The sequence below is a fragment of the Eubacterium sp. AM05-23 genome (assembly GCF_003477535.1).
Classification (GTDB): domain Bacteria; phylum Bacillota; class Clostridia; order Eubacteriales; family Eubacteriaceae; genus Eubacterium; species Eubacterium maltosivorans.
The window spans coordinates 369,652-395,617 of the sequence record NZ_QUDF01000001.1 but is presented as its reverse complement, the minus strand read 5'-3'; the positions used below and the strand labels follow the sequence as shown (position 1 = coordinate 395,617).

General features: G+C 47.4%; 42 protein-coding genes. 1 reads left to right on the top strand and 41 read right to left on the bottom strand.

All coding sequences use genetic code 11. The features are described 5' to 3' along the window. Nucleotides 1-46: 46 nt before the first annotated feature. From typA to DW091_RS01775, 3 genes are all read right to left on the bottom strand, one after another. The gene (gene typA, locus DW091_RS01785; protein ID WP_058693437.1) at nucleotides 47-1,864 is read right to left on the bottom strand and encodes a translational GTPase TypA; all 1,818 of its coding nucleotides are present in this window, start codon (nucleotides 1,862-1,864) and stop codon (nucleotides 47-49) included. Nucleotides 1,865-2,109: 245 nt separating this feature from the next. Beyond that, nucleotides 2,110-2,529, bottom strand: a complete 420-nt coding sequence (locus DW091_RS01780) for a MarR family transcriptional regulator (protein ID WP_058693436.1) — start codon at nucleotides 2,527-2,529, stop codon at nucleotides 2,110-2,112. After that, nucleotides 2,480-3,820 (bottom strand): cytidylate kinase family protein, encoded by a 1,341-nt coding sequence (locus DW091_RS01775; RefSeq protein WP_118517234.1) that lies wholly within the window; start codon nucleotides 3,818-3,820, stop codon nucleotides 2,480-2,482. Before DW091_RS01775 ends, DW091_RS01780 begins: the two co-directional genes overlap by 50 nt. Before the next feature lie 140 nt (nucleotides 3,821-3,960). On the opposite strand from DW091_RS01775, the gene fliB reads away from it, so the two are divergent. Next, complete coding sequence (gene fliB, locus DW091_RS01770; RefSeq protein WP_118517233.1) at nucleotides 3,961-5,109, top strand: flagellin lysine-N-methylase; 1,149 nt, start codon at nucleotides 3,961-3,963, stop codon at nucleotides 5,107-5,109. A gap of 152 nt (nucleotides 5,110-5,261) precedes the next feature. On the opposite strand, the gene rpsI is transcribed toward fliB, so the two are convergent. The 38 genes from rpsI to rpsJ all read right to left on the bottom strand — a co-directional run bounded on the left by rpsI (nucleotide 5,262) and on the right by rpsJ (nucleotide 25,352). Beyond that, on the bottom strand, nucleotides 5,262-5,654 hold the full coding sequence (rpsI, locus tag DW091_RS01765) for a 30S ribosomal protein S9 (protein WP_058693433.1): 393 nt from the start codon (nucleotides 5,652-5,654) through the stop codon (nucleotides 5,262-5,264). Nucleotides 5,655-5,678: 24 nt separating this feature from the next. Next, nucleotides 5,679-6,095 (bottom strand): 50S ribosomal protein L13, encoded by a 417-nt coding sequence (rplM, locus tag DW091_RS01760; RefSeq protein ID WP_275477603.1) that lies wholly within the window; start codon nucleotides 6,093-6,095, stop codon nucleotides 5,679-5,681. Between the two features lie 227 nt (nucleotides 6,096-6,322). Then, a complete protein-coding gene (gene truA / locus DW091_RS01755; protein ID WP_074618090.1) occupies nucleotides 6,323-7,057 on the bottom strand; it encodes a tRNA pseudouridine(38-40) synthase TruA in 735 nt (244 codons plus the stop codon). Between the two features lie 62 nt (nucleotides 7,058-7,119). Next, complete coding sequence (locus DW091_RS01750; protein ID WP_058693430.1) at nucleotides 7,120-7,941, bottom strand: energy-coupling factor transporter transmembrane component T; 822 nt, start codon at nucleotides 7,939-7,941, stop codon at nucleotides 7,120-7,122. Then, nucleotides 7,934-8,800: an energy-coupling factor transporter ATPase gene (locus DW091_RS01745; RefSeq protein WP_118517232.1), complete on the bottom strand. Its 867-nt coding sequence runs from the start codon at nucleotides 8,798-8,800 to the stop codon at nucleotides 7,934-7,936. Before DW091_RS01745 ends, DW091_RS01750 begins: the two co-directional genes overlap by 8 nt. Next, nucleotides 8,791-9,627 carry an energy-coupling factor transporter ATPase gene (locus DW091_RS01740; RefSeq protein ID WP_118517281.1) on the bottom strand — a complete coding sequence of 279 codons (837 nt, stop codon included), beginning with the start codon at nucleotides 9,625-9,627 and terminating at the stop codon, nucleotides 8,791-8,793. Before DW091_RS01740 ends, DW091_RS01745 begins: the two co-directional genes overlap by 10 nt. 127 nt (nucleotides 9,628-9,754) lie before the next feature. Then, on the bottom strand, nucleotides 9,755-10,096 hold the full coding sequence (gene rplQ / locus DW091_RS01735) for a 50S ribosomal protein L17 (protein WP_118517231.1): 342 nt from the start codon (nucleotides 10,094-10,096) through the stop codon (nucleotides 9,755-9,757). 7 nt (nucleotides 10,097-10,103) lie between these two features. After that, complete coding sequence (locus tag DW091_RS01730; RefSeq protein ID WP_013382257.1) at nucleotides 10,104-11,063, bottom strand: DNA-directed RNA polymerase subunit alpha; 960 nt, start codon at nucleotides 11,061-11,063, stop codon at nucleotides 10,104-10,106. 103 nt (nucleotides 11,064-11,166) lie between these two features. Next, the gene (gene rpsD, locus DW091_RS01725; protein WP_058693427.1) at nucleotides 11,167-11,796 is read right to left on the bottom strand and encodes a 30S ribosomal protein S4; all 630 of its coding nucleotides are present in this window, start codon (nucleotides 11,794-11,796) and stop codon (nucleotides 11,167-11,169) included. A 20-nt stretch (nucleotides 11,797-11,816) separates the two neighbouring features. Further along, nucleotides 11,817-12,212: a 30S ribosomal protein S11 gene (rpsK, locus tag DW091_RS01720; protein WP_333519749.1), complete on the bottom strand. Its 396-nt coding sequence runs from the start codon at nucleotides 12,210-12,212 to the stop codon at nucleotides 11,817-11,819. An 8-nt stretch (nucleotides 12,213-12,220) separates the two neighbouring features. Further along, nucleotides 12,221-12,589, bottom strand: a complete 369-nt coding sequence (gene rpsM / locus DW091_RS01715) for a 30S ribosomal protein S13 (protein WP_013382260.1) — start codon at nucleotides 12,587-12,589, stop codon at nucleotides 12,221-12,223. A gap of 189 nt (nucleotides 12,590-12,778) precedes the next feature. Continuing rightward, complete coding sequence (gene rpmJ, locus DW091_RS01710) at nucleotides 12,779-12,892, bottom strand: 50S ribosomal protein L36 (protein ID WP_013382261.1); 114 nt, start codon at nucleotides 12,890-12,892, stop codon at nucleotides 12,779-12,781. Nucleotides 12,893-12,907: 15 nt separating this feature from the next. Further along, the gene (gene infA, locus DW091_RS01705; protein ID WP_013382262.1) at nucleotides 12,908-13,135 is read right to left on the bottom strand and encodes a translation initiation factor IF-1; all 228 of its coding nucleotides are present in this window, start codon (nucleotides 13,133-13,135) and stop codon (nucleotides 12,908-12,910) included. A gap of 3 nt (nucleotides 13,136-13,138) precedes the next feature. Further along, nucleotides 13,139-13,435, bottom strand: a complete 297-nt coding sequence (locus tag DW091_RS01700; protein WP_038354277.1) for a KOW domain-containing RNA-binding protein — start codon at nucleotides 13,433-13,435, stop codon at nucleotides 13,139-13,141. Between the two features lie 11 nt (nucleotides 13,436-13,446). Continuing rightward, on the bottom strand, nucleotides 13,447-14,196 hold the full coding sequence (gene map, locus DW091_RS01695) for a type I methionyl aminopeptidase (protein WP_074618088.1): 750 nt from the start codon (nucleotides 14,194-14,196) through the stop codon (nucleotides 13,447-13,449). A gap of 1 nt (nucleotide 14,197) precedes the next feature. Continuing rightward, nucleotides 14,198-14,848 (bottom strand): adenylate kinase, encoded by a 651-nt coding sequence (locus tag DW091_RS01690; protein WP_058693425.1) that lies wholly within the window; start codon nucleotides 14,846-14,848, stop codon nucleotides 14,198-14,200. A gap of 19 nt (nucleotides 14,849-14,867) precedes the next feature. Next, nucleotides 14,868-16,127 carry a preprotein translocase subunit SecY gene (gene secY, locus DW091_RS01685; RefSeq protein ID WP_058693424.1) on the bottom strand — a complete coding sequence of 420 codons (1,260 nt, stop codon included), beginning with the start codon at nucleotides 16,125-16,127 and terminating at the stop codon, nucleotides 14,868-14,870. Beyond that, complete coding sequence (rplO, locus tag DW091_RS01680) at nucleotides 16,128-16,571, bottom strand: 50S ribosomal protein L15 (protein WP_013382267.1); 444 nt, start codon at nucleotides 16,569-16,571, stop codon at nucleotides 16,128-16,130. Between the two features lie 10 nt (nucleotides 16,572-16,581). Further along, nucleotides 16,582-16,764 (bottom strand): 50S ribosomal protein L30, encoded by a 183-nt coding sequence (rpmD, locus tag DW091_RS01675; RefSeq protein WP_013382268.1) that lies wholly within the window; start codon nucleotides 16,762-16,764, stop codon nucleotides 16,582-16,584. A 12-nt stretch (nucleotides 16,765-16,776) separates the two neighbouring features. Then, nucleotides 16,777-17,283 (bottom strand): 30S ribosomal protein S5, encoded by a 507-nt coding sequence (gene rpsE, locus DW091_RS01670; protein WP_038354266.1) that lies wholly within the window; start codon nucleotides 17,281-17,283, stop codon nucleotides 16,777-16,779. A gap of 17 nt (nucleotides 17,284-17,300) precedes the next feature. Further along, a complete protein-coding gene (rplR, locus tag DW091_RS01665) occupies nucleotides 17,301-17,669 on the bottom strand; it encodes a 50S ribosomal protein L18 (protein ID WP_058693423.1) in 369 nt (122 codons plus the stop codon). Between the two features lie 46 nt (nucleotides 17,670-17,715). After that, nucleotides 17,716-18,249: a 50S ribosomal protein L6 gene (rplF, locus tag DW091_RS01660; RefSeq protein WP_058693422.1), complete on the bottom strand. Its 534-nt coding sequence runs from the start codon at nucleotides 18,247-18,249 to the stop codon at nucleotides 17,716-17,718. Nucleotides 18,250-18,273: 24 nt separating this feature from the next. Continuing rightward, entirely contained in the window at nucleotides 18,274-18,672 is a 399-nt protein-coding gene (gene rpsH / locus DW091_RS01655; protein WP_013382272.1) for a 30S ribosomal protein S8, read from the bottom strand. 35 nt (nucleotides 18,673-18,707) lie between these two features. After that, nucleotides 18,708-18,893, bottom strand: coding sequence for a type Z 30S ribosomal protein S14 (locus DW091_RS01650; RefSeq protein WP_013382273.1), 186 nt, complete (start codon nucleotides 18,891-18,893; stop codon nucleotides 18,708-18,710). 14 nt (nucleotides 18,894-18,907) lie between these two features. Continuing rightward, on the bottom strand, nucleotides 18,908-19,447 hold the full coding sequence (gene rplE / locus DW091_RS01645) for a 50S ribosomal protein L5 (RefSeq protein ID WP_013382274.1): 540 nt from the start codon (nucleotides 19,445-19,447) through the stop codon (nucleotides 18,908-18,910). A gap of 20 nt (nucleotides 19,448-19,467) precedes the next feature. Then, complete coding sequence (gene rplX / locus DW091_RS01640) at nucleotides 19,468-19,794, bottom strand: 50S ribosomal protein L24 (RefSeq protein WP_013382275.1); 327 nt, start codon at nucleotides 19,792-19,794, stop codon at nucleotides 19,468-19,470. 15 nt (nucleotides 19,795-19,809) lie between these two features. Then, the gene (rplN, locus tag DW091_RS01635) at nucleotides 19,810-20,178 is read right to left on the bottom strand and encodes a 50S ribosomal protein L14 (protein WP_013382276.1); all 369 of its coding nucleotides are present in this window, start codon (nucleotides 20,176-20,178) and stop codon (nucleotides 19,810-19,812) included. Nucleotides 20,179-20,207: 29 nt separating this feature from the next. Next, nucleotides 20,208-20,465 (bottom strand): 30S ribosomal protein S17, encoded by a 258-nt coding sequence (rpsQ, locus tag DW091_RS01630; RefSeq protein ID WP_058693421.1) that lies wholly within the window; start codon nucleotides 20,463-20,465, stop codon nucleotides 20,208-20,210. 18 nt (nucleotides 20,466-20,483) lie between these two features. Continuing rightward, nucleotides 20,484-20,687, bottom strand: a complete 204-nt coding sequence (gene rpmC / locus DW091_RS01625; protein WP_058693420.1) for a 50S ribosomal protein L29 — start codon at nucleotides 20,685-20,687, stop codon at nucleotides 20,484-20,486. A gap of 2 nt (nucleotides 20,688-20,689) precedes the next feature. Beyond that, on the bottom strand, nucleotides 20,690-21,118 hold the full coding sequence (gene rplP, locus DW091_RS01620) for a 50S ribosomal protein L16 (RefSeq protein WP_013382279.1): 429 nt from the start codon (nucleotides 21,116-21,118) through the stop codon (nucleotides 20,690-20,692). A gap of 18 nt (nucleotides 21,119-21,136) precedes the next feature. Further along, a complete protein-coding gene (gene rpsC / locus DW091_RS01615) occupies nucleotides 21,137-21,859 on the bottom strand; it encodes a 30S ribosomal protein S3 (protein WP_038354268.1) in 723 nt (240 codons plus the stop codon). 12 nt (nucleotides 21,860-21,871) lie between these two features. Then, entirely contained in the window at nucleotides 21,872-22,216 is a 345-nt protein-coding gene (gene rplV / locus DW091_RS01610) for a 50S ribosomal protein L22 (protein ID WP_013382281.1), read from the bottom strand. Between the two features lie 18 nt (nucleotides 22,217-22,234). Next, complete coding sequence (gene rpsS, locus DW091_RS01605) at nucleotides 22,235-22,513, bottom strand: 30S ribosomal protein S19 (protein ID WP_013382282.1); 279 nt, start codon at nucleotides 22,511-22,513, stop codon at nucleotides 22,235-22,237. 17 nt (nucleotides 22,514-22,530) lie between these two features. Beyond that, on the bottom strand, nucleotides 22,531-23,364 hold the full coding sequence (gene rplB / locus DW091_RS01600) for a 50S ribosomal protein L2 (protein WP_058693419.1): 834 nt from the start codon (nucleotides 23,362-23,364) through the stop codon (nucleotides 22,531-22,533). Nucleotides 23,365-23,410: 46 nt separating this feature from the next. Beyond that, nucleotides 23,411-23,701 (bottom strand): 50S ribosomal protein L23, encoded by a 291-nt coding sequence (gene rplW, locus DW091_RS01595; RefSeq protein ID WP_013382284.1) that lies wholly within the window; start codon nucleotides 23,699-23,701, stop codon nucleotides 23,411-23,413. Next, complete coding sequence (rplD, locus tag DW091_RS01590) at nucleotides 23,701-24,321, bottom strand: 50S ribosomal protein L4 (RefSeq protein WP_058693418.1); 621 nt, start codon at nucleotides 24,319-24,321, stop codon at nucleotides 23,701-23,703. The genes rplW and rplD overlap by 1 nt, the downstream gene beginning before the upstream one ends. A 29-nt stretch (nucleotides 24,322-24,350) precedes the next feature. Further along, complete coding sequence (gene rplC, locus DW091_RS01585) at nucleotides 24,351-24,980, bottom strand: 50S ribosomal protein L3 (protein ID WP_058693417.1); 630 nt, start codon at nucleotides 24,978-24,980, stop codon at nucleotides 24,351-24,353. Between the two features lie 63 nt (nucleotides 24,981-25,043). Continuing rightward, on the bottom strand, nucleotides 25,044-25,352 hold the full coding sequence (rpsJ, locus tag DW091_RS01580) for a 30S ribosomal protein S10 (RefSeq protein ID WP_058693416.1): 309 nt from the start codon (nucleotides 25,350-25,352) through the stop codon (nucleotides 25,044-25,046). Nucleotides 25,353-25,966 lie beyond the last annotated feature (614 nt).

Here is a 25,966-nt window from a genome sequence, read left to right as displayed (position 1 = left end):
GAAAAAAAGAACCCGTATCGCGGCGATACGGGTTCTCTCTTTTATATTAGTTTCGTCTGTCTCTTCTTCTGTCAAGCTCGGATAAAATCTTTTTGCGGATACGGATATCCGTTGGGGTGATCTCAACCAGCTCGTCGTCATTGATAAATTCCAGCGCTTCCTCTAAGGTAAAGACCTTTGGATCAATGAGCTTTAAAGCTTCATCCGCTCCCGAGGAACGGGTGTTGGTCAGTTTCTTATTTTTAATGGGGTTAACGACCATGTCGTCGCTGCGGTTGTTAATGCCGATGATCATACCCTCGTAAACCGGGGTGCCAGCGCCTACCATCATGGTGCCGCGGTCGCTCAGGTTAAACAGCGAGTAGGCCATGGTCTCGCCGGTAACGCCGGAGATCAGCACGCCGTTCTGGCGCTGTGGAATCTCCCCAAAATAAGGCTCGAAAGAATCGAAGCGGCGCACCAGGGTGCCCTCACCGTGGGTATCGTTGATGAATTCGCTCTGGTATCCCAGCAGGCCGCGGGTCGGCACCAGATATTCCAGCTTGGTCCAGCCCTCCTCGGCGGACATGCTCACCATGTTGCCCTTGCGCACATTCAGCTTGGAGATGACCGTACCGGAATACTCGTCCGGCACATTGATGATCACGCTTTCCACAGGCTCCAGCTTGCGGCCCTTTTCATCGCGGTGCATGATAACCTCCGGCTTGGAGACTGCTACCTCGTAGCCCTCACGGCGCATGTTCTCAAGCAGAATGGATAAGTGCAGCTCGCCGCGGCCTGATACGCGGTAACCCTCTGTGGTGCCCTCCAGCGGCTCAACCGTCATCCCAACGTTAACCTCCAGCTCCTTCTCAAGGCGTGCCTTGATGTGGCGGGTGGTCACGAATTTACCGGTTTTCCCGGCAAAGGGCGAGGTGTTGACTAAGAAGTTCATGGACAGGGTCGGCTCCTCAATCTCGATGAGCTCCATGGGCTGTACCTGGTCCACTTCACCGATAGTTTCCCCGATCATAATGTCCGGAATCCCGGAGACCACGACTATGTCGCCGGCCTTGGCTTCCTTGACCTCAACCCTTGAGAGGCCACGGTACACAAAGATCTGCCCGATCTTCACCCGCTTAAAGCTGCCATCACGCTTGCAGACCTCCAGGTTGTCCCCGGTATGGATGGTGCCCTTGTCGATGCGGCCAATGCCCAGACGGCCGATATAATCGTCGTAGCCCAGGGTGGATACCTGCATCTGCAGCGGTTCCAGGCTCATATCCTCCGGAATGCCTACATGCTTCACGATGGTCTCAAACAGCGGGGTCAAATCCGTGCTGTCGTCGTCCATGTCGTACTTGGCGATCCCCTGCTTGGCAACCCCGTAAAGGATCGGGAAGTCCAGCTGTTCGTCATTGGCCTTGAGCTCTACAAAGAGGTCGAAAACCATGTCGACCACTTCCTCGGCCCGCTGGTCCTTCTTGTCAATCTTGTTGATAAACAGAATCGGGCGCAGTCCCTGCTCCAGGGATTTGTTAAGGACAAAACGGGTCTGGGGCATGGGGCCTTCGCTGGAGTCTACCAGCAGAATAACCGTGTCAACGGTCTTTAGGATACGTTCAACCTCGGAGGAGAAATCCGCATGGCCCGGGGTATCCACAATGTTAATCTTGATATTATCATGCATAATGGAGCAGTTTTTGGAATAGATGGTGATCCCACGCTCTCTCTCCAGATCATTGCTGTCCATAATGCAGTCAACCACTTCCTGGTTATCTCTGAAAACGCCGCTCTGGTTCAGCAGCGCGTCGACCAGCGTCGATTTACCCGCGTCAACGTGGGCGATAACCGCAATATTGATAATTGGTTGTTCTTCTTTCATATGTTTCCTGCTTTCTTCATTTAAAAATTTTAGCTGTATCCGGTGTTTTGAGTCTTTTGAGCATGGGGTTAAATGTTTTCCGCATACAGTCAAGAGGTATAATCAGAAAAAGATACCCAGGGCCTCCCCCTGGATATCTTTTCAAAATTGCATTGATTGAAAATTAATCCGTCCTTTATTATACTTCAAAAACAGCCTCAGCACAAGTGTTTTATGAAAAAAACTGAAAACTGAACACCGTTCCTTTATTTTCTGCTCAGATTCTCATAAATCCTGCAGAAAGCCGTCATAAACGCTTCGCGCTCGGTCTCTGGAATGCCCTCAAAAGCCTCGCGCTCCAGGGCTTTAAAGGCATCCTCGATCTGGGCTGCGCGGTCCCTGCCCTTATCCGTCAGATAAACATACAGAGAGCGGCGGTTACCGTTCTCTGAGCGTCTTTCGATGAGCCCCGCTGCCTCCATCCGGGGCAGCAGGCTGGTGACGGTCGCCGGCTCAATCTGGCATCCGGCAGCGATATCCTTCTGGACACTGCCGTCGTTGCGGCTCAGGTACTCCAACACCTTGGGCTGCCCGGAGGACAGTCCCGTGCCCTGCAGGGCCGCGTAAAGACGCTTGTTAAAAAGGCTCTGGCTGACAAACAGCAGGTTGTGAAAGCTCTGGTTCATTCTCTTTTCCTTTCCAGGAACGCTCAAAGGCGTCCTCAATCACCGCGGCGGCGCCCTCAACGCCAAAGACGGAGGTATCCACCGACAAGCTGTAATTTCCGGCGGCGCCCCAGGTCCGTCCGGTAAAGTGCTTATAATGGCTGGCCCGCTCCCGGTCCTTCTCAGCGATCTTCTGTCTGGCGGCCGCCGCACCACAATTTTCCTTTTCCATGATCCGGCGGACCCGGTCCTCCAAATCCGCGCTGAGATAAACATGAAAGCAATCCGGCCGGTCCCGGAGCACATAATCGGCACAGCGCCCCATGATCACACAGGGGCCCTGGCAGGAAAGCTCACGGATAACCCGGCTCTGGACTTCAAACAGAGCGTCCAGCGGCGGCACCTCGCCGGGCGCCATGGCATAATTGGAGGCCACCAGGTCGTAGAGCAGGCTGTTGGTGTAGCGCTGCTCCTCCTGCTCGACATATTTCTTGGTATAGCCGCCCTCGGCGGCAGTGCGCCGGCTGATCTCATTGTCATAGAAGGCCATCTTCAAATCGTCGGCCAGCTGCTGGCCCACCTCATTTCCACCACAGCCATACTGGCGGCTGATGGTAATCACCGGGCAGCGGCAGGGCTTGTCCTCCGCCGTATCGTCCGCTTCCCGCACGCCAAAGAGCTTGTCCCGCAGAAAGCCGAGGTGCCGGCTGTAAAATTTGACAATGGTTCCCACAATCAGGGCCGAGATAAGTGTCCCCTCCCGGATACCCTGCAGGCCGTGGAAAAAGACCAGCGACAGGATGCAGGCCGTAGACATCAGGGTCACGTCAAACCCCACCTTGACCGATCCGAACTGCTTTTTAAAGGTCACCGCAATGGCATTCACAATCCCCTCGCCCGGTACCAGTATCACATCCGCAAAAACCTCCAGCGTAATGCCAAAGGCCAGAATCGCGCAGCCGATCAGCAGAAAGGCCAACTTCATGGCATAGTTCCCCGGGTTTAAGCCCCCGAGCAGCAGCATACTGATATCAATGAAATAACTGAACACCACGTTAACCACAATCTGCAAAAGCTGAATTTTCTCAAATTTTCTGCGCAGCAGAGCGATCTCCAGAATAATGAAGATCATATTGAGCACGAATGAGAATTCACCCAGGGTCGGCTCAAACCGCAGGCTCAGCACATAGGGCACACTGGAAATCGGCGAAGTCCCCAGGCTGGCCTTTGTGATAAAACTGATGCCAAAAGAGTTGATGAGAACCCCGATGGTAAAGACAATATAGCGCTTAATTTTTTCTCCTGCTGTCATCCTCCACACTCCTTTTAAATAATTAGAACTCTAATTATTATACTTCTAATCATTTGAAAGTCAAGGCGATTCAGACGTGTTTTTATTTTTAAACACGACCGTGTTCTGCTATAATAAGGGCAGACGAAAAGGAGTTGACCATGATTTTTCAAACACCCGAAATCTTTGACACTTTCAGCTGCCTGGCCGGGGACTGCCCGGATACCTGCTGCGCAGGCTGGGAGGTCGTAATCGATCCAGAAACCGAGAAACGCTACCAAAAAACTGACGGCCCTATGGGGAACCGTCTCCGGGAGGCCATGACCCTGGACGCGGACGGCGACTGTATTTTCATCAACCAGGCTGGCCGCTGTCCCTTTCTCAACCATAAAGATCTCTGCGATATCCAAATCGCCCTGGGCGAGGATGCCCTGAGCGAGACCTGCCGCCTCTACCCGCGCTTTTATGGGGACTACGGAAACCTCCAGGAGGCTGGCCTTTCCCTGTCCTGCCCAGAGGCCGCCAGGCTCATTCTGTCCGATCCAGCGCCCATGCGCTTCGTGACCTCCCAGAACGACGCGCCTTCCCGTTACGATCCAGAGCTCGATGCGCTGTTCTGCACGCGCATGCTCAGAGCGCGGCGTCTTGGCCTTGCCCTGCTGCAAAACCGCCGATTCACAATCTTTGAGCGGCTAACCCTGCTGCTCCAGTTCGCCACCCGGCTCACCGCCCTTCTCTTTATCAGCGATGAGGCGGCCGAAAGCGCTCTTTACACAGCATTCTCAGAGGATAAACAGCTCACCCAGACCCTGTCCGCCCTGCGAAGCACACCTCAGCCCGCCGGCTTGAGTCCCCATGACACATTCTCAGCCCTCTTCAGCTGTCTCGGCCAATGCGAGCACCGCCAGCGCAGCTTCACCAGTCAGCTGGAAAAGGTCCAAACGTGCTTCAGGACAGTGCCCAACCTGCCGGACAACACCGGATTTCAGCGTCTACACGCCCATTATTACGAGCATTTGAGCGTGTACCACCTGTTCCGCTACTTTATGGACTGCGCCTGGTCCTGCGAGCCCCTGCTGCAAGTTCAGCACATTGCCCTGGCCTGCCTGTCCGTCTACGCCCTCTCCCTGAGCCAATGGTTTGAAAATGGCCGCTCTCTGTCCGAAAAGGAGCATCAGGCTGTCTTCTGCGCTTACTCCCGCGAAATCGAGCATTCTATCCCAAATCAGGCCCTTCTGAGCGAGCACCTGACCCTCGACCTGGAGCTGAGCGCCCCAGCGCTGACCGGTCTGCTGATGACCTTTCCATAATTTTTTAAAACTCCCATTCCATGCTCAAAAGTCTCAAAACCTCTAAAAATTAAGTTTTGAGTCTTTTGAGCATGGAATCAAAAGATTAAAAATAATTTGATACATAAAAAACCCCGGAATGCATTTTCCGGGGTTTTGTGATTTTGGTATAATTAACGTTTTGAGAACTGTGGCGCACGACGTGCTTTTTTGAGACCGTATTTCTTTCTTTCGGTCATTCTTGGGTCACGGGTTAAGTAACCGGCTTTTTTCAGTTCTGGTCTTAAGTTGGCATCGGCTTCGAGTAAAGCTCTTGCGATACCATGACGGATTGCACCAGCCTGGCCGGTGAAGCCGCCGCCGTATACATTGACGATTACGTCAAAAGTATCGGTGGTTCCTGTTAAGGTTAATGGCTGTCTTGCGATCACTTTTAAGGTTTCCATACCGAAGTAATCATCGATATCACGGCCGTTGATGACGAATTTGCCTTCGCCTGGTAATAAACGAACTCTGGCGACAGAGGTTTTTCTTCTACCTGTTCCAAAATATTGTACTTTTGCCATTCTATTTTTTCTCCCTTCTTAGCATTAAATTTCTAAAGCTTCTGGTTTCTGCGCAGCATGAGGATGTTCATTGCCTGCATAAACCTTTAATTTGGTCATGATCTGGCTACCCAGTTTATTGTGGGGAACCATGCCTTTAACCGCTTTGGTAACCAGTAATTCTGGCTTGTCTGCTAAGAATTTTCTGTATGTTACTTCCTTTAATCCGCCTGGATGTCCGGAATAAGTTTTGTATAATTTCTGATCTAATTTGTTACCAGTTAATACAATTTTATCTGCATTGATAATGATCACAAAGTCACCGCAGTCTACGTGTGGTGCAAAATAGGGTTTGTTCTTTCCTCTTAAAATGTTGGCTACTTCTGTTGCTAAACGGCCTAATACTTTTCCTTCGGCGTCAACAACGTACCATTTACGCTCTATTTCATGAGATTTCGGCATTTTTGTTGCGTTTGAATTCATCTCAAGCTCCTCCTTCATTCTTCTAAAAAACTCGGTTATTCTGGGTTTAATCTATAGTGTCTTTCCGGTAAAAGTGGGGGTTACCGGAACACGTTCATCAATGTATCGGGGCTAGTGATACAATAACGTCCACGCTATATTCTATTACATCTCACCTGGTGTGTCAATTCTTTTTTGCTTAATTTTCCGGCTTTTTTGATGTTTTTTCAATACAGCACTTCCCGCAGAAAAAGCCCCTGGGGCGGGGCGGTGATTCCCGCCTGTTTTCTCTCACAGGAAGCGATGATTCCCGGCAGCGCTTCTGCCTTTATCCTGCCCATGCCAATTTCCGCCAGGGTGCCGGTCATAATCCGGACCATGTTATACAGAAAGCCATTGCCTGTATAGGTCATGCGCAGCAGTGCTCCCTCTTGCTCGAAGGCGATGGCGCGGATGGTACGGACTGTCCCCCTGACGCTGCTGCCAGCAGCCATAAAGCCGCGGAAGTCGTGCTCACCCAAAAAAGCCACTGACGCTGCCTTCATGCTGGAAACATCCACAGGGTAGTGGATATGCCAGCTGTATTCGGCGTAAAACGGGCTCGAAACCGGGTTTAAATAGAGCTGGTAGGTATAAACCTTGCCTTTCGCCGAATAACGGCTGTGAAAGCCTTCTGGCGCCTCACAGCTTGACAACACGCGGATATCTCCGGGCAGTCTAGTATTGATGGCGACCGCAAAGCGTTCGGGGGGCACGCGGCTATGGGTATGAAAGTTTGCGCTTTGCCCAAGGGCGTGGACGCCCGCATCGGTACGGCCGGAACCGTAAAGGGTGACTGCTTCACCGGTCACGTCCTCGATGGCGCCTGTCAAGACCTCCTCGACGGTGAGTGCGTTTGGCTGGCGCTGCCATCCGGCGTAGCGGGTGCCTTTGTAGGCGATGATCAGCTGAATATTCTTCATAGTATGCTTCCTTAAATAAATCGGGACCGGCAGATTTTACCGGTCCCGGATGTTTTTTATGCTCACGCTGGGAAAATCAGCGGTATGGTGATAAACCGCGACAGAATAAAGACAGCGATCATGACAAACATGACCACAAAGGCCCAGCCGTCGCGCTTTGCGAATTTGAGCTGGTTCATGCGGGTGCGGTTTTCGCCGCCCCGGTAGCACCGCGCTTCCATGGCGGTTGCCAGCTCATCGGCCCGCCTGAAGGCGCTGATGAACAGCGGCACCAGTATGGGAATCAGGGCTTTGGCCCGTGAAATGATGTTGCCGGTCTCAAAATTGGCGCCTCTGGCCTTCTGTGCTTTCATAATCCGGTCGGTTTCTTCCATGAGCGTCGGAATAAACCGGAGGGCGATAGACATCATCATGGCCAGCTCATGGGCATAGCGGCGCACAAAGGGAATGCCCTTCATGCAGAACTCCATACCGTCGGTCAAATCGATGGGTGAGGTGGTCAGGGTCATGATGCTGGTGCCCACGACTAAGAAAATCAGACGCATGGCCATAAAGACGGCGACCTTTACCCCTTCCATGGTAATGCGCAGCGGTCCAAGGCTGGCGATTTCAGTCCCTGGCGTCATAAACAGATTGAGAATGACGGTCAGCAGGATAATAAAGATCAGCCCCTTGACACCGCGCACAATGTAGGACAGCGGAATCCGGGAGGCGATGATCACGCCGACCAGCAGCGCGAAGGCCGCGATATAGCCCCACAGGTTGTTGACGACAAAGAGCATGACAATGTAGGCAAAGGTAAAAATGATCTTGGTCCGGGGGTCGAGCCGATGGATGATGGAATCGGTGGGATAGTACTGTCCGATGGTGATATCTTTAAACATCGCTTTCCCTCCCCACAACCCGCTCGATCTCCTGCCTTGCAGCTTCGACGGTAAAGATATCCTCCCGGATATCTGGATATTTTTTCTTAAGCTCACGCATGAGGTAGGTGACCTCCGGTACGGCCAGCCCGATGGACTCGAGGATGTCGATTTGGGTAAAAACCCTGGCCGGGGTATCGAAAAAGACGACTTCTCCGGCGTGCATGACAATGATTTTATCCACCAGCTTACCCACGTCCTCCATGCTGTGAGACACGAGGATAACCGTGATTTTCTTTTTTTCGTGCAGGGTCTTGATCTGGTTTAAAATCTCGTCCCGTCCGCTGGGGTCCAGGCCTGCTGTGGGCTCGTCCAGGATGAGCACATCGGGGTCCATGGCCAGGACACCGGCGATGGCCACTCGGCGCATCTGCCCGCCGGACAGCTCAAAGGGCGATTTGTCCTTAACTTTTTCATAATTCAGGCCAACCATCTTGATGGCGTGCTTTACCCGCCGGCTGATCTCCGCTTCGTCGAGCCCCAGGTTTTTAGGGCCGAAGGACACGTCCTTTTCCACGGTCTCCTCAAACAGCTGGTGCTCAGGATATTGGAAAACCAGTCCAATTTTATGGCGTATCTGGATCAGGGCTTCCTTTTTCTCGGTAAAGATGTCTGCCCCGTTAAACAAAACGGTGCCGCCTGTGGGCTGAAGCAGCCCGTTGAGGTGCTGGATCAGGGTGGATTTTCCAGAGCCGGTATGGCCGATGAGTCCCACAAACTGGCCGTCCTCAATGTTCAGGTTGATGTCTTTCAGTGCCTTAAACTCAAAGGGGGAGCCCGCGGAGTAGGTATGATCTAAATGTCGTATTTCTAGTGGCATAGCGCATTCACCATTTCTTCGATATGAAGGATATCGTCGGGAATATTGTAGCCGGACTGGCGTAAATCATGGGCCAGCTCGGTCATCTGTGGGACGTCGAGTCCGATTTCTTTCAGCTTGTCCACCTGCCGGAAGATTTCTTTGGGTCTGCCCTGCATGACGATTTTACCTTTATCGAGTACAATGATCCGGTCTGCGTCAATGAGCTCATTCATATAATGGGTAATGTGCAGCACGGTCATTTTCTTTTCTTCGTTCAGTTTTTTGATGGTCCGCATGACTTCTTTTCGGCCGGATGGGTCGAGCATGGCGGTAGGCTCATCAAAAATGATGCAGTCGGGTTCCATGGCCAGTATGCCGGCAATGGCGATCCGCTGCTTCTGGCCGCCGGACAGCTGGTGGGGCTTCTGCCTGCGGTAGGCTTCCATGGCGACGGTGCCGAGTGCCTCGTCCACGCGCCTGCGGATTTCCTCCGGCGAGATGCCCAGGTTTTCCGGACCAAAGGCCACATCCTCTTCCACGATGGTGGCCACCAGCTGGTTATCGGGGTTCTGGAAAACCATGCCCGCGGTCTGGCGGATATCCCAGAGGTGTTCGGGATCTTTCGTATTCATGCCATTCACAATGACGTCGCCGTCTGTGGGCTGGATGATGGCGTTGAGGAGCTTTGACAGGGTGGACTTACCAGAACCGTTATGGCCGATAATGCCCACGAACTCCCCGCGTTCTATACTGAAATCGACGCCTTGCAGCGCGATGGTGTTTTCATTTTCATTGGTTTTGGGGTATTCATAGAACAGGTTTTTAACCTCGATGATTTTTTCCATGAGCTTCTCTTTCTGTTTAATGCAGGGCACGCTCTGTGCTCCCACTTAATTTTCGATAGCATTTTAAAATTTTCACTAAATCGTCAAAAGGGATTAAACCTTGCGCAAGGCTTAATCCCATTTTCGTTTATACTAATTCAATTACTGCCATTTCAGCACCGTCGCCTCTGCGTGGTCCAACACGGTAGATGCGTGTGTATCCACCCTGTCTTTCGGCGTATTTAGGTGCAATGTCATCGAACAGGATCTTTACAACATCATCTTTTGTAATGTATGCTAACGCCTGTCTTCTGGCATGTAAGTCGCCTCTTTTACCCAAGGTGACCATTTTGTCTGCCATTCTTTTTACTTCTTTTGCGCGGGTAACGGTTGTCTCGATTCTACCGTGCTCAAAAAGTGAAGTGGTCAGATTTCTGAGCATTGCTCTTCTTTGATCGGTTGGGCGGCCTAATTTTCTGTATCCAGCCATTATTCTATCACTCCTTTGTCTTTTCGTCTTCTTGACTCAGAGATAACCCGATTTCAGCCAGCTTGTGCTTGATTTCATTTAAGGATTTACGGCCAAGGTTACGCACTTTGATCATATCCTCTTCGGTTTTCTGAGTTAATTTTTCAACGGTATCAATATTTGCCCTTCTCAGGCAATTGCTTGAACGCACGGATAATTCCAGCTCTTCGATGGACATTTCACGGATACGTTCTTTTTCATTCTCTTCTTTTTCAACCATGATTTCGACACTGTTTGCATGGTCGGTTAAATCAATGAAAAGATTCAAATGTTCATTCAGTACTTTTGCTGATAATGACAGGGCTTCTTCGGGTGTAGTGGTCCCATCGGTCCACACTTCCAGAGTCAGCTTGTCAAAATCGGTTATCTGACCGACACGGGTATTTTCCACCAAAAAGTTGACCTTACGGATTGGTGAGAAAATGGAGTCAACCGGTAAGGTACCGATTGGCATACCCGGGTATTTATTTTTATCAGAAGCGACATAGCCGCGGCCCTTTTCCAGACGCATTTCCATGTTCAGGGTTGCGCCCTTTGCGAGGGTTGCGATGTGCATGTCGGGATTTAAGATTTCCACATCAGCGTCGGTAATGATATCACCAGCGGTGATCTCGCCTTCGCCTTCTGCTTCGATACGGACGGTCTTCGGTTCATCTGAAAAAATTTCAGCAGCCAAACCTTTCATGTTCAGCAGGATTTCCACAACATCTTCCCGTACGCCGGGAATGGTTGAGAACTCATGAAGAACACCGTCTATTTTAACGGAAGTGACGGCAACGCCCGGGAGGGAGGAGAGCATGATCCGTCTTAAGCTGTTGCCTAAGGTTGTACCATAACCTCTTTCCAAGGGTTCGACGACAAACTTGCCGTAGGTTTCATCTTCTGATTTTTCAACGATTTCGATAATTGGTTTTTCAAATTCGATCATTTAATCTTGACCCTCCTAAATTTAAATTTTTCAGTTCCATAACGTGAGGGTTACGCGTACCGGCGCAGAGCGCCGGCGAATGTCTCATTGTCATTTTATCCTATTATTTAGAATACAATTCGACGATTAGATGTTCAGCAATTTCAACATCAATATCTTCTCTTGTCGGTCTTCCGATAACTTTTCCGCTTAAAGTATCTAAATCTGCTGATAACCAAGGAGCGACAGCTCTGTTTTCAGTTGCTTCAAGAATTTCTTTAAATTTAGGTGATTTTTTGCTTTTTGCCTTTACTTCGATGGTATCGCCTTCCTTGATCAGGTAAGAAGGTACATTGACCTTTTTGCCGTTAACCAGGAAATGGGCGTGCTGTACGAGCTGGCGGGCTTCTTTTCTGGATGTTGCTAAGCCAAGACGGTAAACAACGTTGTCCAAACGGGTTTCCAGGATTTCTAACAGGTTAGAACCGGTAATCCCCTTCTGTTTTTCAGCTAAATCAAAGTAATGTGCGAACTGTTTTTCCAGAACGCCATAGATTCTTTTAACTTTCTGTTTTTCACGTAACTGTAAGCCGTATTCAGATAATTTTGTACGTCTTTTACCATGCTGTCCTGGTGGTGTCGGTCTTCTTTCAAACGCGCATTTGTTTGTAGAATAACATCTTTCACCCTTTAAGTATAATTTCATGCCTTCACGTCTGCACTGACGGCATGATGCTTCTGTATATCTTGCCATACTATTCTTTACACCTCCTATTAGACTCTTCTGCGTTTAGGCGGACGACAGCCATTGTGCGGGATTGGGGTTACGTCTCGGATGAGGGTAATTTCAAGGCCCGCTGCCTGTAAGGCACGAATCGCTGCTTCACGACCTGAACCTGGTCCTTTGACCATTACTTCAACACTCTTTAAACCGTGTTCCATTGCAAGCTTTGCAGCCTGTTCAGCAGCCATCTGAGCTGCGAAAGGTGTGCTTTTTCTGGAACCTCTGAAACCTAATTCTCCGGCACTTGCCCAAGATAAGGCGTTTCCTGCAGTGTCAGTGATGGTCACAATGGTGTTATTGAATGAAGATTGAATGTGGGCCTGGCCGCGTTCAATATTCTTTTTGATTTTTCTTTTCTTAGAACGGATAACTTTCTTAGCCATGATTCAACCTCCTATTTGCTCTTTCTTCCGACTGTTTTCTTCGGACCTTTGCGGGTGCGGGCATTGGTTTTAGTTTTCTGTCCACGGACAGGTAAACCTCTGCGGTGTCTTAAACCTCTGTATGAACCAATTTCGATCAGTCGTTTAATATTTAAATTAACTTCACGACGCAAATCACCTTCTACGGTGTATTTTTCATCGAGAATGTTTCTTAATGCGTTAACTTCATTTTCGGTTAAGTCTTTAACTCTGGTGTCAGGGTTAATGTTTAACTCTTTTAAAATCTTATTGGAAGTGGGACGACCAATTCCATAAATGTAGGTTAAGCCTACTTCTACCCTTTTATCTCTGGGTAAATCGACGCCGGCAATTCTTGCCATATGGTTAGTACCTCCTAAATTTTATTGGTCATGTATATGATGACCTGGAACCCCGGATTCCTTGCTTATTTTTCCTAGTCCCATGTTCGACAGGCCCCTTGTGGGTTATGCAATCAGACCTGTGCCTCTATATCATGCGTGCGGATTAATTGCCGCGGCCGCACGCTTGTTTTAGTCCAAAGGGTTCTATTAACCCTGTTTCTGTTTGTGTTTAGGATTTTCACAAATTACCATTACACGACCGTTTCTCTTAATGATTTTGCATTTTTCGCAAATCGGTTTTACTGATGGTCTTACTTTCATTGTTTGTTTCCTCCTTTATGATCTGCCTTTTCCCCGCCATACGATACGCCCACGGGTCAAATCATATGGGGACAATTCTAACATAACTTTGTCTCCAGGTAAAATCCGAATGTAGTTCATTCTTAATTTTCCTGAAATATGCGCCGTTATCTGATGCCCATTCTCTAATTCTACTAAAAAAATCGTATTTGGTAAAGCCTCAATGACTTTACCTTCGACTTCAATCACGTCTTTTTTGCCCATTGATCAAACCTCCTCACTTTTACCGTCATCAATCTCGCCTAAAAATGGTTCAAGACATTTTCTGATTTCGGCATTGTTTACTTTATCACCGTTTTTCAATTTCTCATGCAATATTGTGACGATCTGGTTTGTCTTTGCCAGGTGCCTGACCTTTTTCTTTTTGGGGTTACTTACTTTTCTAAGCTTTCCATCACAGATCGTTACGTAGTTCTGATCCAGAATCTCGTAGACAACCATGACCTGGCCTTTATCCCGTCCGGCTAATGGCCGGACAATCTGTCCCACTTTTAAATCATCCATCTTCATTACCCTTAAAGCATCGTGAGTATCTCAGGCGCTTCTTTGCCTGTAATGTAAATTGTATTTTCATAGTGAGCGGATAAGGAACCATCCGCAGTCACAACGGTCCAGTCGTTCGCTAAAAGTTTTACGTTGTAAGTCCCCGCATCGACCATCGGCTCGATGGCAAGGCACATTCCCTGGCGCAGTCTAGGCCCGTGACCGGGTTTACCGTAGTTTGGAATGGGCGGATCTTCGTGCATTTCGCGTCCAATGCCATGTCCCACATAGTCCCTTACCACTGAGAACCCGTTTGCTTCCACAACTTCTTGTATCGCATGGGAGATGTCTGACAGGCGGTAACCTTCTCTGGCATACTCGATGCCTTTAAAGAAGGACTCTCTGGTCACATCAATGAGTCTTTGCGCTTCCTCGGAAATTTTACCCACCGCATGGGTTCTGGCAGCGTCGCCGACATAACCGTCTAACGTCGCGCCGAGATCCACGGCGATAATATCCCCTTCCTTTAACTTGCGGTTCCCGGGAATGCCGTGAACCACCTCGTCGTTAACGGAAGCACAAATGGAATTTGGGAAGCCCTGGTAACCCAGGAAGGTTGGGTACGCACCCTGTTCCCGGATAAACTTTTCAGCGATCCGGTCCAGATCCAGGGTTGTCATACCCGGTTTTATTTTTGATTGAATGAGCTCGTGGCACTCGGCGACAATTCTGCCGGCGCGCCGCATCGCTTCAACCTCATTTTGTGATTTTATGGTAATCATATTACCGGGCACCACCAAGCGCAACTTTGATAGCTTCTGCAACCTCTGCAGGAGACTGGGTACCGTCTATGGTAACCAGTTTACCCAACTTGTCGTAATAGCCTACTAAAGGAGCGGATTCTTCTTCGTATACGTCAATCCGGGTTTTTACCGTTTCCGGTTTATCGTCATCTCTCTGGATTAAGGCTGTGCCATCATTGTCACAGATGCCTTCGGTCTTTGGTGCGTTGTAGCGGATGTGGTAGGTCGCGCCGCATGCTGGGCAGCTGCGTCTGCCGGTAATCCGGTCAACTAAGATGTCTGAAGGAACGGAAATGTTCACAGCGAAGTCCAGGGGATGACCCATTTTTTCGTTAAATGCTTTCAGTGCTTCTGCCTGTGCGACGGTTCTTGGGAAACCATCGAGCAGATAACCATTTTTACAATCGTCTCTTTCGATCCGGTCTTCTACCAATGCGATGACGAGTTCGTCCGGCACCAGTTTCCCGGCGTCCATATAGGACTGTGCCTTGACTCCGAGCGGTGTTTTATTTTTTAAATTTTCTCTGAAAAGATCTCCAGTGGAAATATGAGGAATGGCATAGGCATCTGCGATGCCCTTTGCCTGTGTACCTTTTCCAGCACCCGGAGGTCCTAATAATACAACTCTCATTTTCTTATCTCCGTTTTTACTATTTTAAAAATCCTTGATAATTCCGCATGGTCATTTCTGACTCGATTTGTTTAACTGTTTCCAGTGCAACACCGACGATGATCAGTAAGCTTGTACCACCGAACTGTAAGCTGACGCCGCCCATGAAATTTCCGATGATGATTGGAATGATCGCAATCAGCGCGAGGAAAATCCCACCAAAAAGGGTCAGGCGGTTCATAATACGGGATAAATACTCAACGGTTGGCTTACCTGGCCGTATACCGGGCACATAACCACCCTGTTTCTTGATGTTATCTGCAATATCGAATGGATTGAAGGTAACAGCGGTGTAGAAATAGGTGAAGGCTACAATTAAAACGATATAAATAATGGTTGTTACCGGTGCGCCCCAGGCAAAGTATTTAGATATCCAGGCTGAGAAGCCGGAGTTCGGGAAAAACTGTGCTAAAGTTGCCGGGAAGAGGGTTAAGGAACTGGCAAAAATGATTGGGATAACGCCTGCCATATTCACGCGGAGCGGAATATGGGTGCTCTGTCCGCCGTACATTTTACGTCCGACCACTCTCTTTGCATACTGCACGGGTATTTTACGCTGCCCTTCGGTAACGGCCACAACGGCAACCGTTGCGATGATGATACCGATGACGAGTAAAATAACCGCGACGATCGACATGGTTCCAACCTGTACGTATTGATAAACCTGTACGATCGCATTTGGAATTCTGGAGATGATACTGATAAAGATAATCAGTGAAATCCCGTTGCCGATGCCGTTTTCTGTGATCTGTTCGCCTAAGAACATCAGGAAGGTTGTTCCTGCTGTAATACAGAGCACAACAACGAAAATGGTAAAGGCATTCTTTTCGGTTAAAAGTCCACCATAGGATAAACTCATCCCCAAGGCTTGGATAATTGCCAGCACAATGGTTAAGTAACGGGTATACTGGGCAATTTTTTTACGTCCTTCTTCGCCTTCTTTTTGTAATCTTTCTAATGCTGGTATGGCAAATGCTAGAAGATTCATGATGATGGATGCATTGATGTATGGGGTGATGCTCATGGCAAAAATCGTAAAATTACCAAAGTTCCCCCCGGAAATGATGTTAAACAATCCAAAAATTCCGCCATCATTAACAAGGTTCGCAAGCTGCGCGGTGTCAATGTAAGGGACGGGAATAAAAGAACCCAGACGATAGACGAACAAAAGCGCGATCGTATAGATCATCTTGCGTCGTAAATCCGGAATTCTCCATGCATCCTTCAAAGTAGAAATCATCTAAATCACCTCTACCTTTCCTCCTCGGGCAAGGATTTTTTCTTCAGCAGATTTGCTGACTTTGTTCGCTTTAACGGTTAAAGCTTTTTCCAAATCCCCTTCACCCAAAATTTTTACACCAGCTTTTAATTTGCGAATGAAACCATATTCTAATAATAACTCAGGTGTTACTACAGTATTTTCTTCAAAAGCGTTTAATTCGCCAACATTGACGATGGCGTATTCTTTCTTGAAACGATAGTTTGAGAAACCACGTTTTGGCAGTCTGCGCGCCAGTGGCATCTGACCACCTTCAAAGCCCGGACGTACGCCGCCGCCTGAACGTGATTTTTGGCCGTCCTGTCCTCTGCCGGCAGTTTTACCCTGTCCGGTTGCGGTACCGCGGCCTTTACGCTTGGTATCTTTCTTAGAGCCTTCTGCAGGTCTTAAGGTATGTAATCTCATCGTACACCTCCTATACTTCTTCAACGTCGAGCATGAAATCTGTCTTGTGGATCATGCCGCGAATCTGAGGGGTGTCATCATGAACAACGGTCTGTCCGATTTTCTTAAGACCCAGGGCTTCAATCGTCTTACGCTGTCTCTGATTGCGACCGATGATGCTTTTCTTAAGTGTGATTTTTAATTGTTTCGCCACGATGAACGCCTCCTAACCTAAAATTTCTTCAGGTGTTTTGCCGCGTTTGGCTGCTACTTCTTCAAGAGTGGTTAAACGTGCTAACCCTTCCATTGTAGCATTGACCATATTGCGGGCATTATTAGTTCCTAAAGATTTCGTTCTGATATCTTTAATTCCTGCTAATTCGCATACAGCACGAACAGCGCCGCCGGCGATAACACCGGTACCAGGTCCGGCAGGTTTTAAGAGCACTTTGCCGGCGCCATCTTCGCCCTGTACTAAATGCGGAATGGTTGTTCCAACAAGTGGTACTTTGATTAATGATTTTTTAGCGGATTCAATGCCTTTGCGGATCGCGTCTGGAATTTCCATTGCTTTCCCTTTGCCGACACCTACATAGCCGTTTCCGTCTCCAACAATCACTAAACAACTGAATCTAAAGTTACGACCACCTTTTACAACCTTGGTGACACGGTTGATGGTAACAACTCTTTCCTGTAAATCCAATGTGTTCGGATCAATTTTATTACTCTGCATCAAGCGACCTCCTTTACTTAGAATTTTAATCCGGCTTCACGCGCGCCGTCTGCTAATTCTTTTACTCTTCCAGTGTAGATATAACCGCCTCTGTCAAACACGACATCTTCAATGCCTGCTGCCAGTGCTTTTTTGGCAATGGCTTCGCCGACCATTTTCGCAGCGGCTTTTCCGCCACCATTTTCAACCTGATCTCTCAGATCTTTGTCAAGGGTGGAAGCAGAAACCAGGGTGATACCTTTGGCATCATCAATGATCTGTGCATACATATTTTTATTGCTTCTGAATACGTTCAGACGAGGTCTTTCATTTGTTCCGGCAATTTTTTTACGGACTCTTAAATGTTTTCTCAAACGTAATTCGTTTTTATTGATTTTTTTAATCATTCAGATTCACTCCTTTTTCTTACCTGTCGGGCATAGCCGTTAATGATTAACCAGTTTTACCAACTTTACGACGGATATGTTCGTCCGCGTACTTAACACCATGTCCCTTGTAAGGTTCAGGCAATCTCTTTGCACGGATATTGGCAGCGTGTGCGCCAACGGCTTCCTTGCTGATGCCTTTGACAATTACTTTAGTCTGTCCATCACAAACGGTCTCAACGCCTTCCGGATCTTCCATTTCGACAGGATGGGAATATCCAAGGTTCATGACCAGTTTGTTGCCTTTCTTTTCAGCTCTGTAACCAACGCCACTGATTTCAAGGACTTTTTCAAATCCATTGCTGACGCCGGTTACCATGTTGGCGATCAGCGCACGGGTTAAGCCGTGTAAGGATTTGTGTTCTTTATTTTCAGATGGTCTTTTAACGATCACTTCGTTCTCTTCAATTTCGATAATCATATCAGGATGGAACTCTCTAACCAGTTGACCTTTAGGCCCTTTTACAGTTAAGGTATGTCCATCTAATTTGATTTCGACACCAGCGGGAATGGCAACTGGAGCTTTACCGATTCTTGACATTTTCGTATACCTCCTGTTAATTTGTTACCAGACGTAACAGATTACTTCGCCGCCTACGCCGGCTCTTCTAGCTTCTTTATCGGTTAAAACGCCCTTAGATGTAGAAATGATTGCTACACCCAGTCCGTTTAATACTTTTGGGATTTCGTTGTTCCCAGCATAAACACGCAGGCCCGGTTTAGAGATTCTCTTTAAACCAGCAATAACCTTGCTCTTGTTTTCGCCGTATTTAAGTGTGATTTTGATAATGCCCTGTTTGTCATCATCAATGAAATCTACTTTATTGATATAACCTTCTTCCAAAAGAATTTCAGCGATCGCTTTCTTTTCTTTGGAAGCCGGCATTTCTACAGTTTTGTGACCTGCATTGTTTGCATTTCTGATTCTTGTCAGCATATCTGCAATTGGATCAGTCATTGTCATGCTTAGTGCCTCCTTTTCGTTTGTGTAAGCCGTACTTACCAGCTGGCTTTACGAACACCAGGAATTTCTCCCTTATAAGCCAATTCTCTAAAACAAATTCTGCAGATACCAAACTTTCTTAAGTAAGCATGTGGTCTCCCGCAAATCCGACAACGGTTGTATTCACGTGACGAATATTTTTGTTTTTTCTGCTGTTTTTCTTTCATTGCTTTTTTAGCCATTGTAACGAGCCTCCTTATTTAGCATACGGTAAGCCGAGTAAGCTTAACAGTTCGTGCGCTTCCTCGTCAGTTTTAGCCGTGGTTACGAACATAATGTCCATCCCTCTGATCTGTTCTACCTTGTCGTAGTCAATTTCAGGGAAGATTAACTGTTCCTTGATACCGAATGCGTAGTTGCCTCTGCCGTCAAAAGACTTGTTGGATAAACCTCTGAAGTCTCTTACGCGAGGGAGAGCGATGTTAAACAGCTTGTCGCAGAATTCGTACATTCTGTCGCTTCTTAAGGTCACTTTAGCACCGACATTCTGTCCTTCTCTTACCTTAAAGTTTGCAACTGACTTTTTAGCCTTGGTTACAACCGGTCTCTGACCGGCGATGATGCCTAAGTCAATAACCGCAGCTTCCAAAGCCTTTGAATTATCTTTACAGTCCCCTAAACCCATGTTGATTACAACCTTTTCCAGTTTAGGAACTTCCATTACATTTTTATACTGAAATTTCTCTTTCAAAGCCGGTACGACTTCGTTGAGATACTTATCTTGCATTCTAGCCATAATGTGCCTCCTTCCCCAGATTAGTTATCGAGAACCTGTCCGCATTTCTTGCAGACTCTTACTTTTTTACCATCTTCTGTAATCTGTACGCCGGTACGAACGCCGCGGCCGCATTTATCACAGTTCAACAATACGTTTGAAGCGTCAATTTTGCCTTCTTCGCGGATAATGCCACCCTGCTGCATTGCCTGGGATGGTTTTTTATGCTTGGTCAGAATGTTGACACCTTCGACACGTACTTTTCCTTCGTCAGGGAAAGCGGCTAAAACCTTACCGGTTTTGCCTTTATCTTTACCAGAAATCACCTGGACAATATCATCTTTTTTTACATGCATCTTGTTAGCCATATGGTCACCTCCTAATTAAAGTACTTCAGGAGCCAAAGATACAATTTTCATATACTTCTTGTCTCTTAACTCTCTCGCAACAGGTCCGAAGATACGGGTTCCTCTTGGATTTTTATCATCTTTTATCAAAACAGCTGCGTTCTGGTCAAATTTGATATAGCTTCCGTCATCACGGCGTACACCGCGTTTTGAGCGAACAACAACCGCTTTTACAACGTCACCTTTTTTAACGTCTCCGCCAGGTGCAGCACTTTTTACAGCGCATACAATCACGTCGCCAATGTTGGCATAACGTCTTCCTGAACCACCGAGAACTCGGATGCATAACAATTCCTTTGCACCGGTATTATCAGCAACTTTCAATCTACTTTCTTGTTGAATCATCCGAAATACCTCCTTCCGGGCACTAAATCTTATAATGCCTTTTCTACTATTTCAACTAATCTCCAGCGTTTATCTTTACTAAGTGGTCTTGTTTCCATGATTTTAACGGTATCGCCAATGCCACATTCGTTATTTTCATCATGTGCTTTAAACTTAACTGTATTCTTAACTCTTTTCTTGTAAAGAGGATGTTTTACAAAAGTTTCAACAGCAACGACAATGGTCTTGTCCATTTTGTCACTGACTACGCGACCAACACGGGTTTTTCTTTCATTACGTTCCATCATCAGCTAAACCTCCAGTTTTTACGCTTCAGCCGATTTTGCGGCGCGTTCCTGCATAATCGTCTTGATACGTGCGTAAGTTTTCTTTACTTCCTTAATCCGCATCGGATTTTCTAATTGTCCGGTAGCGTGCTGGAAACGCAGGTTGAATAATTCTTCCTTTAAATCTCCAAGCTTGCCTTCTAATTCTACGTTCGTTAATTCTCTTAATTCTTTTGCTTTCATACTTATTCACCCACTTCTTCCTGTGCTGCACGAGTGATAAACTTGGTTTTGATCGGCAGCTTGTGCTGAGCAAGACGCATCGCTTCTCTTGCGACATCTTCAGGAATACCTGAGATTTCAAATAACACGCGGCCCGGTTTAACAACGGCTACCCAGTATTCTGGAGCCCCTTTACCGGAACCCATACGCGTTTCAGCTGGTTTGGCGGTAACTGGCTTGTCCGGGAAAATCTTGATCCAAACCTTACCACCTCTTTTAATATATCTGGTCATGGCGACACGGGCAGCTTCAATCTGATTGGCTGTGATCCATGCCGGCTCTAAGGCCTGGATCGCGTAATCACCGTAGGTGATTTTGTTACCGCGGGTAGCCTGGCCTTTCATACGACCTCTATGTACTCTTCTACGTTTAACACGTTTCGGCATTAACATATTGTATGTCCTCCTCTCTTAGTTTGCTTCTTTTCTGGGAGCTTTACGACGGTTATTGTTTCTTTTGCCTCTGGAATCTTCTTCCTCGCTGACGGCTAAGATGTTTTCACGTCCTGTTAAGATTTCACCTTTGTTGACCCAAACCTTGATGCCTAATTTACCATAGGTTGTGTCGGCTTCAGCGAAACCATAATCGATATTGGCACGCAGGGTCTGCATGGGTACATTCCCCTGAGCGTAGCCTTCTGTACGTGCCATTTCAGCACCGTTCAGACGGCCGGCAACCATGGTTTTGATGCCCTTAGCGCCTGCGCGCATGGTGCGCTGCATGCACTGCTTCATTGCACGACGGAAAGAAATTCTTCTTTCTAACTGGCCTGCAATGTTTTCAGCGATCAACTGAGCATCCATATCGATGTTCTTAACTTCTACAATATTGATGAAGACTGTTTTGCCAGTCATCTTTTCAAGTTCTAATCTCAGCGCTTCAATACCAGCACCGCCCTTGCCGATGATCATGCCGGGTTTAGCAGTATGAATGTGGATTTTAATCTTGTTACCGAAACGTTCGATAACGATTTTGGAAATGCCCGCCTGGAATTGGCTGGCCTTGATGTATTTACGAATATCGTGATCTTCAATTAAGCAATCCGCAAAATCTCTGTCATTTGCATACCATTTTGCATTCCAGTCTTTAATCACGCCCACACGTAAGCCGTGTGCATTAACTTTTTGACCCAAACCTGATTCCTCCTATTCCTGTACTTCGTATTCTTTTAAAACAGCTGTGATGTGGGAAGTTCTCTTCTTAATTGGAAAAGCACGTCCCTGCGGGCCAGCTTTGTATCTCTTTAAGGTTGGTCCCTGATCGGCGTAGATCTGATCGATATACAGTTTTTCAGGATCCATGTTATGGTTATTTTCCGCGTTTGCTAAGGCAGATTTTACGACTTTTTCAGTGATTTTCGCGGCTTTGTTCGGTGTTAAAGCCAAAATACTTAAGGCTTCTCCGAGGCTTTTACCTCTGATCAAATCAGCCACTAATTTAGCCTTTCTGGATGAAACACGTACATATTTAGCTGTAGCTCTTGCTTCCACTTTGCACCCTCCTTTTGGCTATTTCATTTTTGTTTTCTTTTCGCCGGCATGGCCTCTGTAGGTTCTTGTGGGCGCAAACTCGCCGAGTTTGTGACCAACCATGTCTTCAGTGACATATACAGGCACATGCTTTCTACCGTCATGAACAGCGATGGTGTGTCCAACCATCTGTGGGAATAAAGTGGAGCTTCTTGACCAGGTCTTCAGCACGTTCTTTTCGCCTTTTTCGTTCATTTCTTCGATTCTTTTAAGCAGCTTTTCGCTGACGTAAGGTCCTTTTTTTACAGATCGACTCATATTTTAACCTCCTATGCTTATTTCACGTTACGACGACGTACGATATATTTATCGGAAGGTTTATTCTTCTTACGTGTCTTATAACCAAGTGCCGGTTTACCCCAAGGCGTAACTGGGCCAGAGCGGCCAACCGGAGCACGGCCTTCCCCACCACCGTGTGGATGGTCATTCGGGTTCATAACAGAACCACGAACCGTTGGGCGGATGCCCATGTGGCGTTTACGGCCCGCTTTACCAATGCGGACATTCTGGTGGTCTAAGTTACCAACCGTACCGACAGTCGCGCGGCATTCCAGGCGCACCTGGCGCATTTCACCAGATGGCAGACGCAGGGTTGCGTAGTTGCCTTCCTTGGCCATCAGCTGGGCAGAAGCGCCGGCTGAACGGACCATCTGGCCGCCCTTGCCCGCTTTTAATTCGATGTTGTGTACCAGTGTACCAACAGGAATGTTTTTCAGCGGCAGGCAGTTGCCAATGGTGATTTCTGCTTCAGGACCAGAGACGATGGTGTCGCCAACCTTTAATTTTAAAGGCGCGATGATGTAACGTTTTTCCCCATCCGCATAGTGGATCAGCGCGATGTTGGAGCTACGGTTCGGATCGTATTCGATACCGGCAACCTTGCCCGGTACACCGTCTTTGTTTCTCTTGAAGTCAATGATTCTGTATTTTCTCTTGACGCCGCCGCCCTGGTGTCTTACGGTGATACGACCGTAGTTGTTACGACCAGCTTTGGATTTTAAAGGCGTCAGTAAGGATTTTTCCGGTTCTTTTTTTGTTACTTCGTCAAATGTATTGACGCTCATATTTCTGCGTCCAGGGGACGTCGGTTTGTATTTTTTAATACCCATTATTCGCAAACCTCCTGTAGTGTTAAATGCTTATCGGGTCTTAGGCTTATACGCCTTCGAAGAATTCAATGGCCTTGCTGTCTTCAGTCAGTTTAACGATGGCTTTTTTCCAGTTCTTTCTTCTGCCTTCGAAACGGCCCATTCTCTTCATTTTACCGTTCATGTTCATGGTCGCAACTTTTTCGACCTTCACATCGAAGATTTCTTCAACGGCATTCTTGATTTCGATTTTGTTCGCATTTTTAGCGACTTCGAAAGTATATCGGTTGAATTCACTATCATCCATGCTCTTTTCAGTGATCAGCGGACGAATGATAATATCGCGAGGATTCTTCATTATGCATATACCTCCTCAATTTTTTCTAAAGCGTCCTTGGTCATAACCAGAACGTCGTATTTTAACATGTCATAAACATTCAGTTCACTGACCGTTGTGGTCGCTACTTTCTGGATGTTGTTTGCAGAGCGGACAACCGTATCGTCCTTTTCTGCGGTTACGATCAGAGCCTTCGGCGCGTTGATGGCGCTTAAGATGCCGACCATTTCCTTAGTCTTGGGCGCATCCATTGTCAGCTGATCCAAAACTCTTAATTCATTGTCCTGAGCCTTCGCTGAGAAAACAGAACGCATGGCCAGGTTACGAACCTTTTTGTTAACCTTCTTGCTGTAATCTCTGGATTTTGGAGCGAAGATCACGCCGCCGCCAACCCATAAGGGAGAACGGCTTGTGCCGGCACGTGCGCGGCCAGTTCCTTTTTGTCTCCAGGGCTTTCTGCCGCCGCCTCTGACCTCGGAACGGGTTAAGGTGCCTTTCGTGCCCTGACGTTTATTTGCAAGCAGTGCTACGACCACTTCATGTACAACCGGTTCGTTGGGTTCGATTCCGAAAACTCTTTCGCTGAGTTCCACGTCACCAACGACATTTCCTTTTACATCTAAGATGTCCATTTTTGGCATTTGAATTCCTCCTTTCAAGCTAAGATATTCTATGCTTTAACGCTGCTTTTGATGGAAACCAGTGAGCCTCTAGGACCGGGAACAGCACCCTTAATGAGCAGAATGTTATCTTCTGCAGAAACCTGAACAACTTCCAGATTTAAAGCAGTGACATTCTTATTCCCCATCTGACCTGGTAAGTTCTTACCCTTCATAACACGAGCCGGGTAAGCAGAAGCACCCATGGAGCCTGGGCTTCTGTGGTACTTGGAACCATGAGCCATCGGTCCTCTGGACTGTCCGTGACGCTTGATAACGCCCTGGAAACCCTTACCTTTGGATTTACCGGAGATATCAACCTTGTCACCGGCTTCAAACATGTCCGCCTTGATGACCTGTCCTGTTTCAAAAGCATCGTAATCGTCTAATTTAAATTCACGGATGACCTTTTTGTACGGGGCGCCGTGTTTGTCGTAATGACCTTTTAAAGGTTTGGTTACGCGTTTTTCCTTCACATCGCCGTAAGCGAGCTGAATGGCTTCGTAACCGTCAACGTCCATATTTTTCTTCTGGACAACTACACATGGACCCGCTTCCACAACCGTTACCGGGATTACCGTACCGTTTTCTGTGAAAATCTGAGTCATACCAATTTTCTTGCCGATAATTGCTTTTTTCAATTTTTTCCTCCTATATCATTGGATCGCCGCGCGATCATAATATTGTGTGTGGTTGACTAAAAATTATAATTTAATTTCGATATCAACGCCTGCTGGCAGATTCAAACGCATTAAGGCGTCTACTGTTTTCGGTGTTGGATTTAAGATGTCGATCAGGCGCTTGTGTGTGCGCATTTCGAACTGTTCTCTGGAATCCTTGTACTTGTGAACCGCTCTTAAAATCGTGATGACTTCTTTGTCAGTCGGAAGCGGAATAGGGCCAGAAACACTCGCACCTGTTCTCTTTGCTGTTTCAACGATTTTTTCAGCTGATTGATCGAGTAACTGATGATCAAAAGCCTTGAGTCTGATTCTAATTTTTTGTTTTGCCATACCTAAATTTACCTCCTTGTATGTTTTTTGCAATAGCATTTAGGTACGTCAACCGCCTTGTCAACTCTGCCGGGTGTTTCATTCTAAAACTTTTAAAAAAAGCGGCCTGAAACAGCCGGTTTCAAGGGGTTGTCGTCCGATTCTGTGATCGTGACATACTCCATGGGAATTACCTGAATTAGTAACAGCAACTTCCCATCTCATCGCAGATAGTCAACCTTGTCTATTATACATGCCAGGGCGGGCTGACGCAAGCTTTTTAAGAAAATAAACATCTTTTTTTTGACGCGCCATGAAAAGACGTTTACATTTAAGAAAGTTTTAAGAATTTGTACTTCTTTACAGTAACGCACTGCCAAGTTTCAGTCCCAAACTTTCATAACACAATTTTCAAAAAAGTCCGCCTGCGTTATGAAAAACGGCCAGAACCCGCATGGATAAAAGCTTTGAGCCCCTGAAAAAGTCATAACGCGTATAACGCACATAACCAGGGGCAGGTTTTTGAATGGAAAATGGAGAATGGAGAATTGCAGTGCATATCCGCCCTGACAGATTTGATTGGACGCGGCCTGCGGCCGCACCACCGTGACAGAACCTAAAGAGACGAAGCCTTT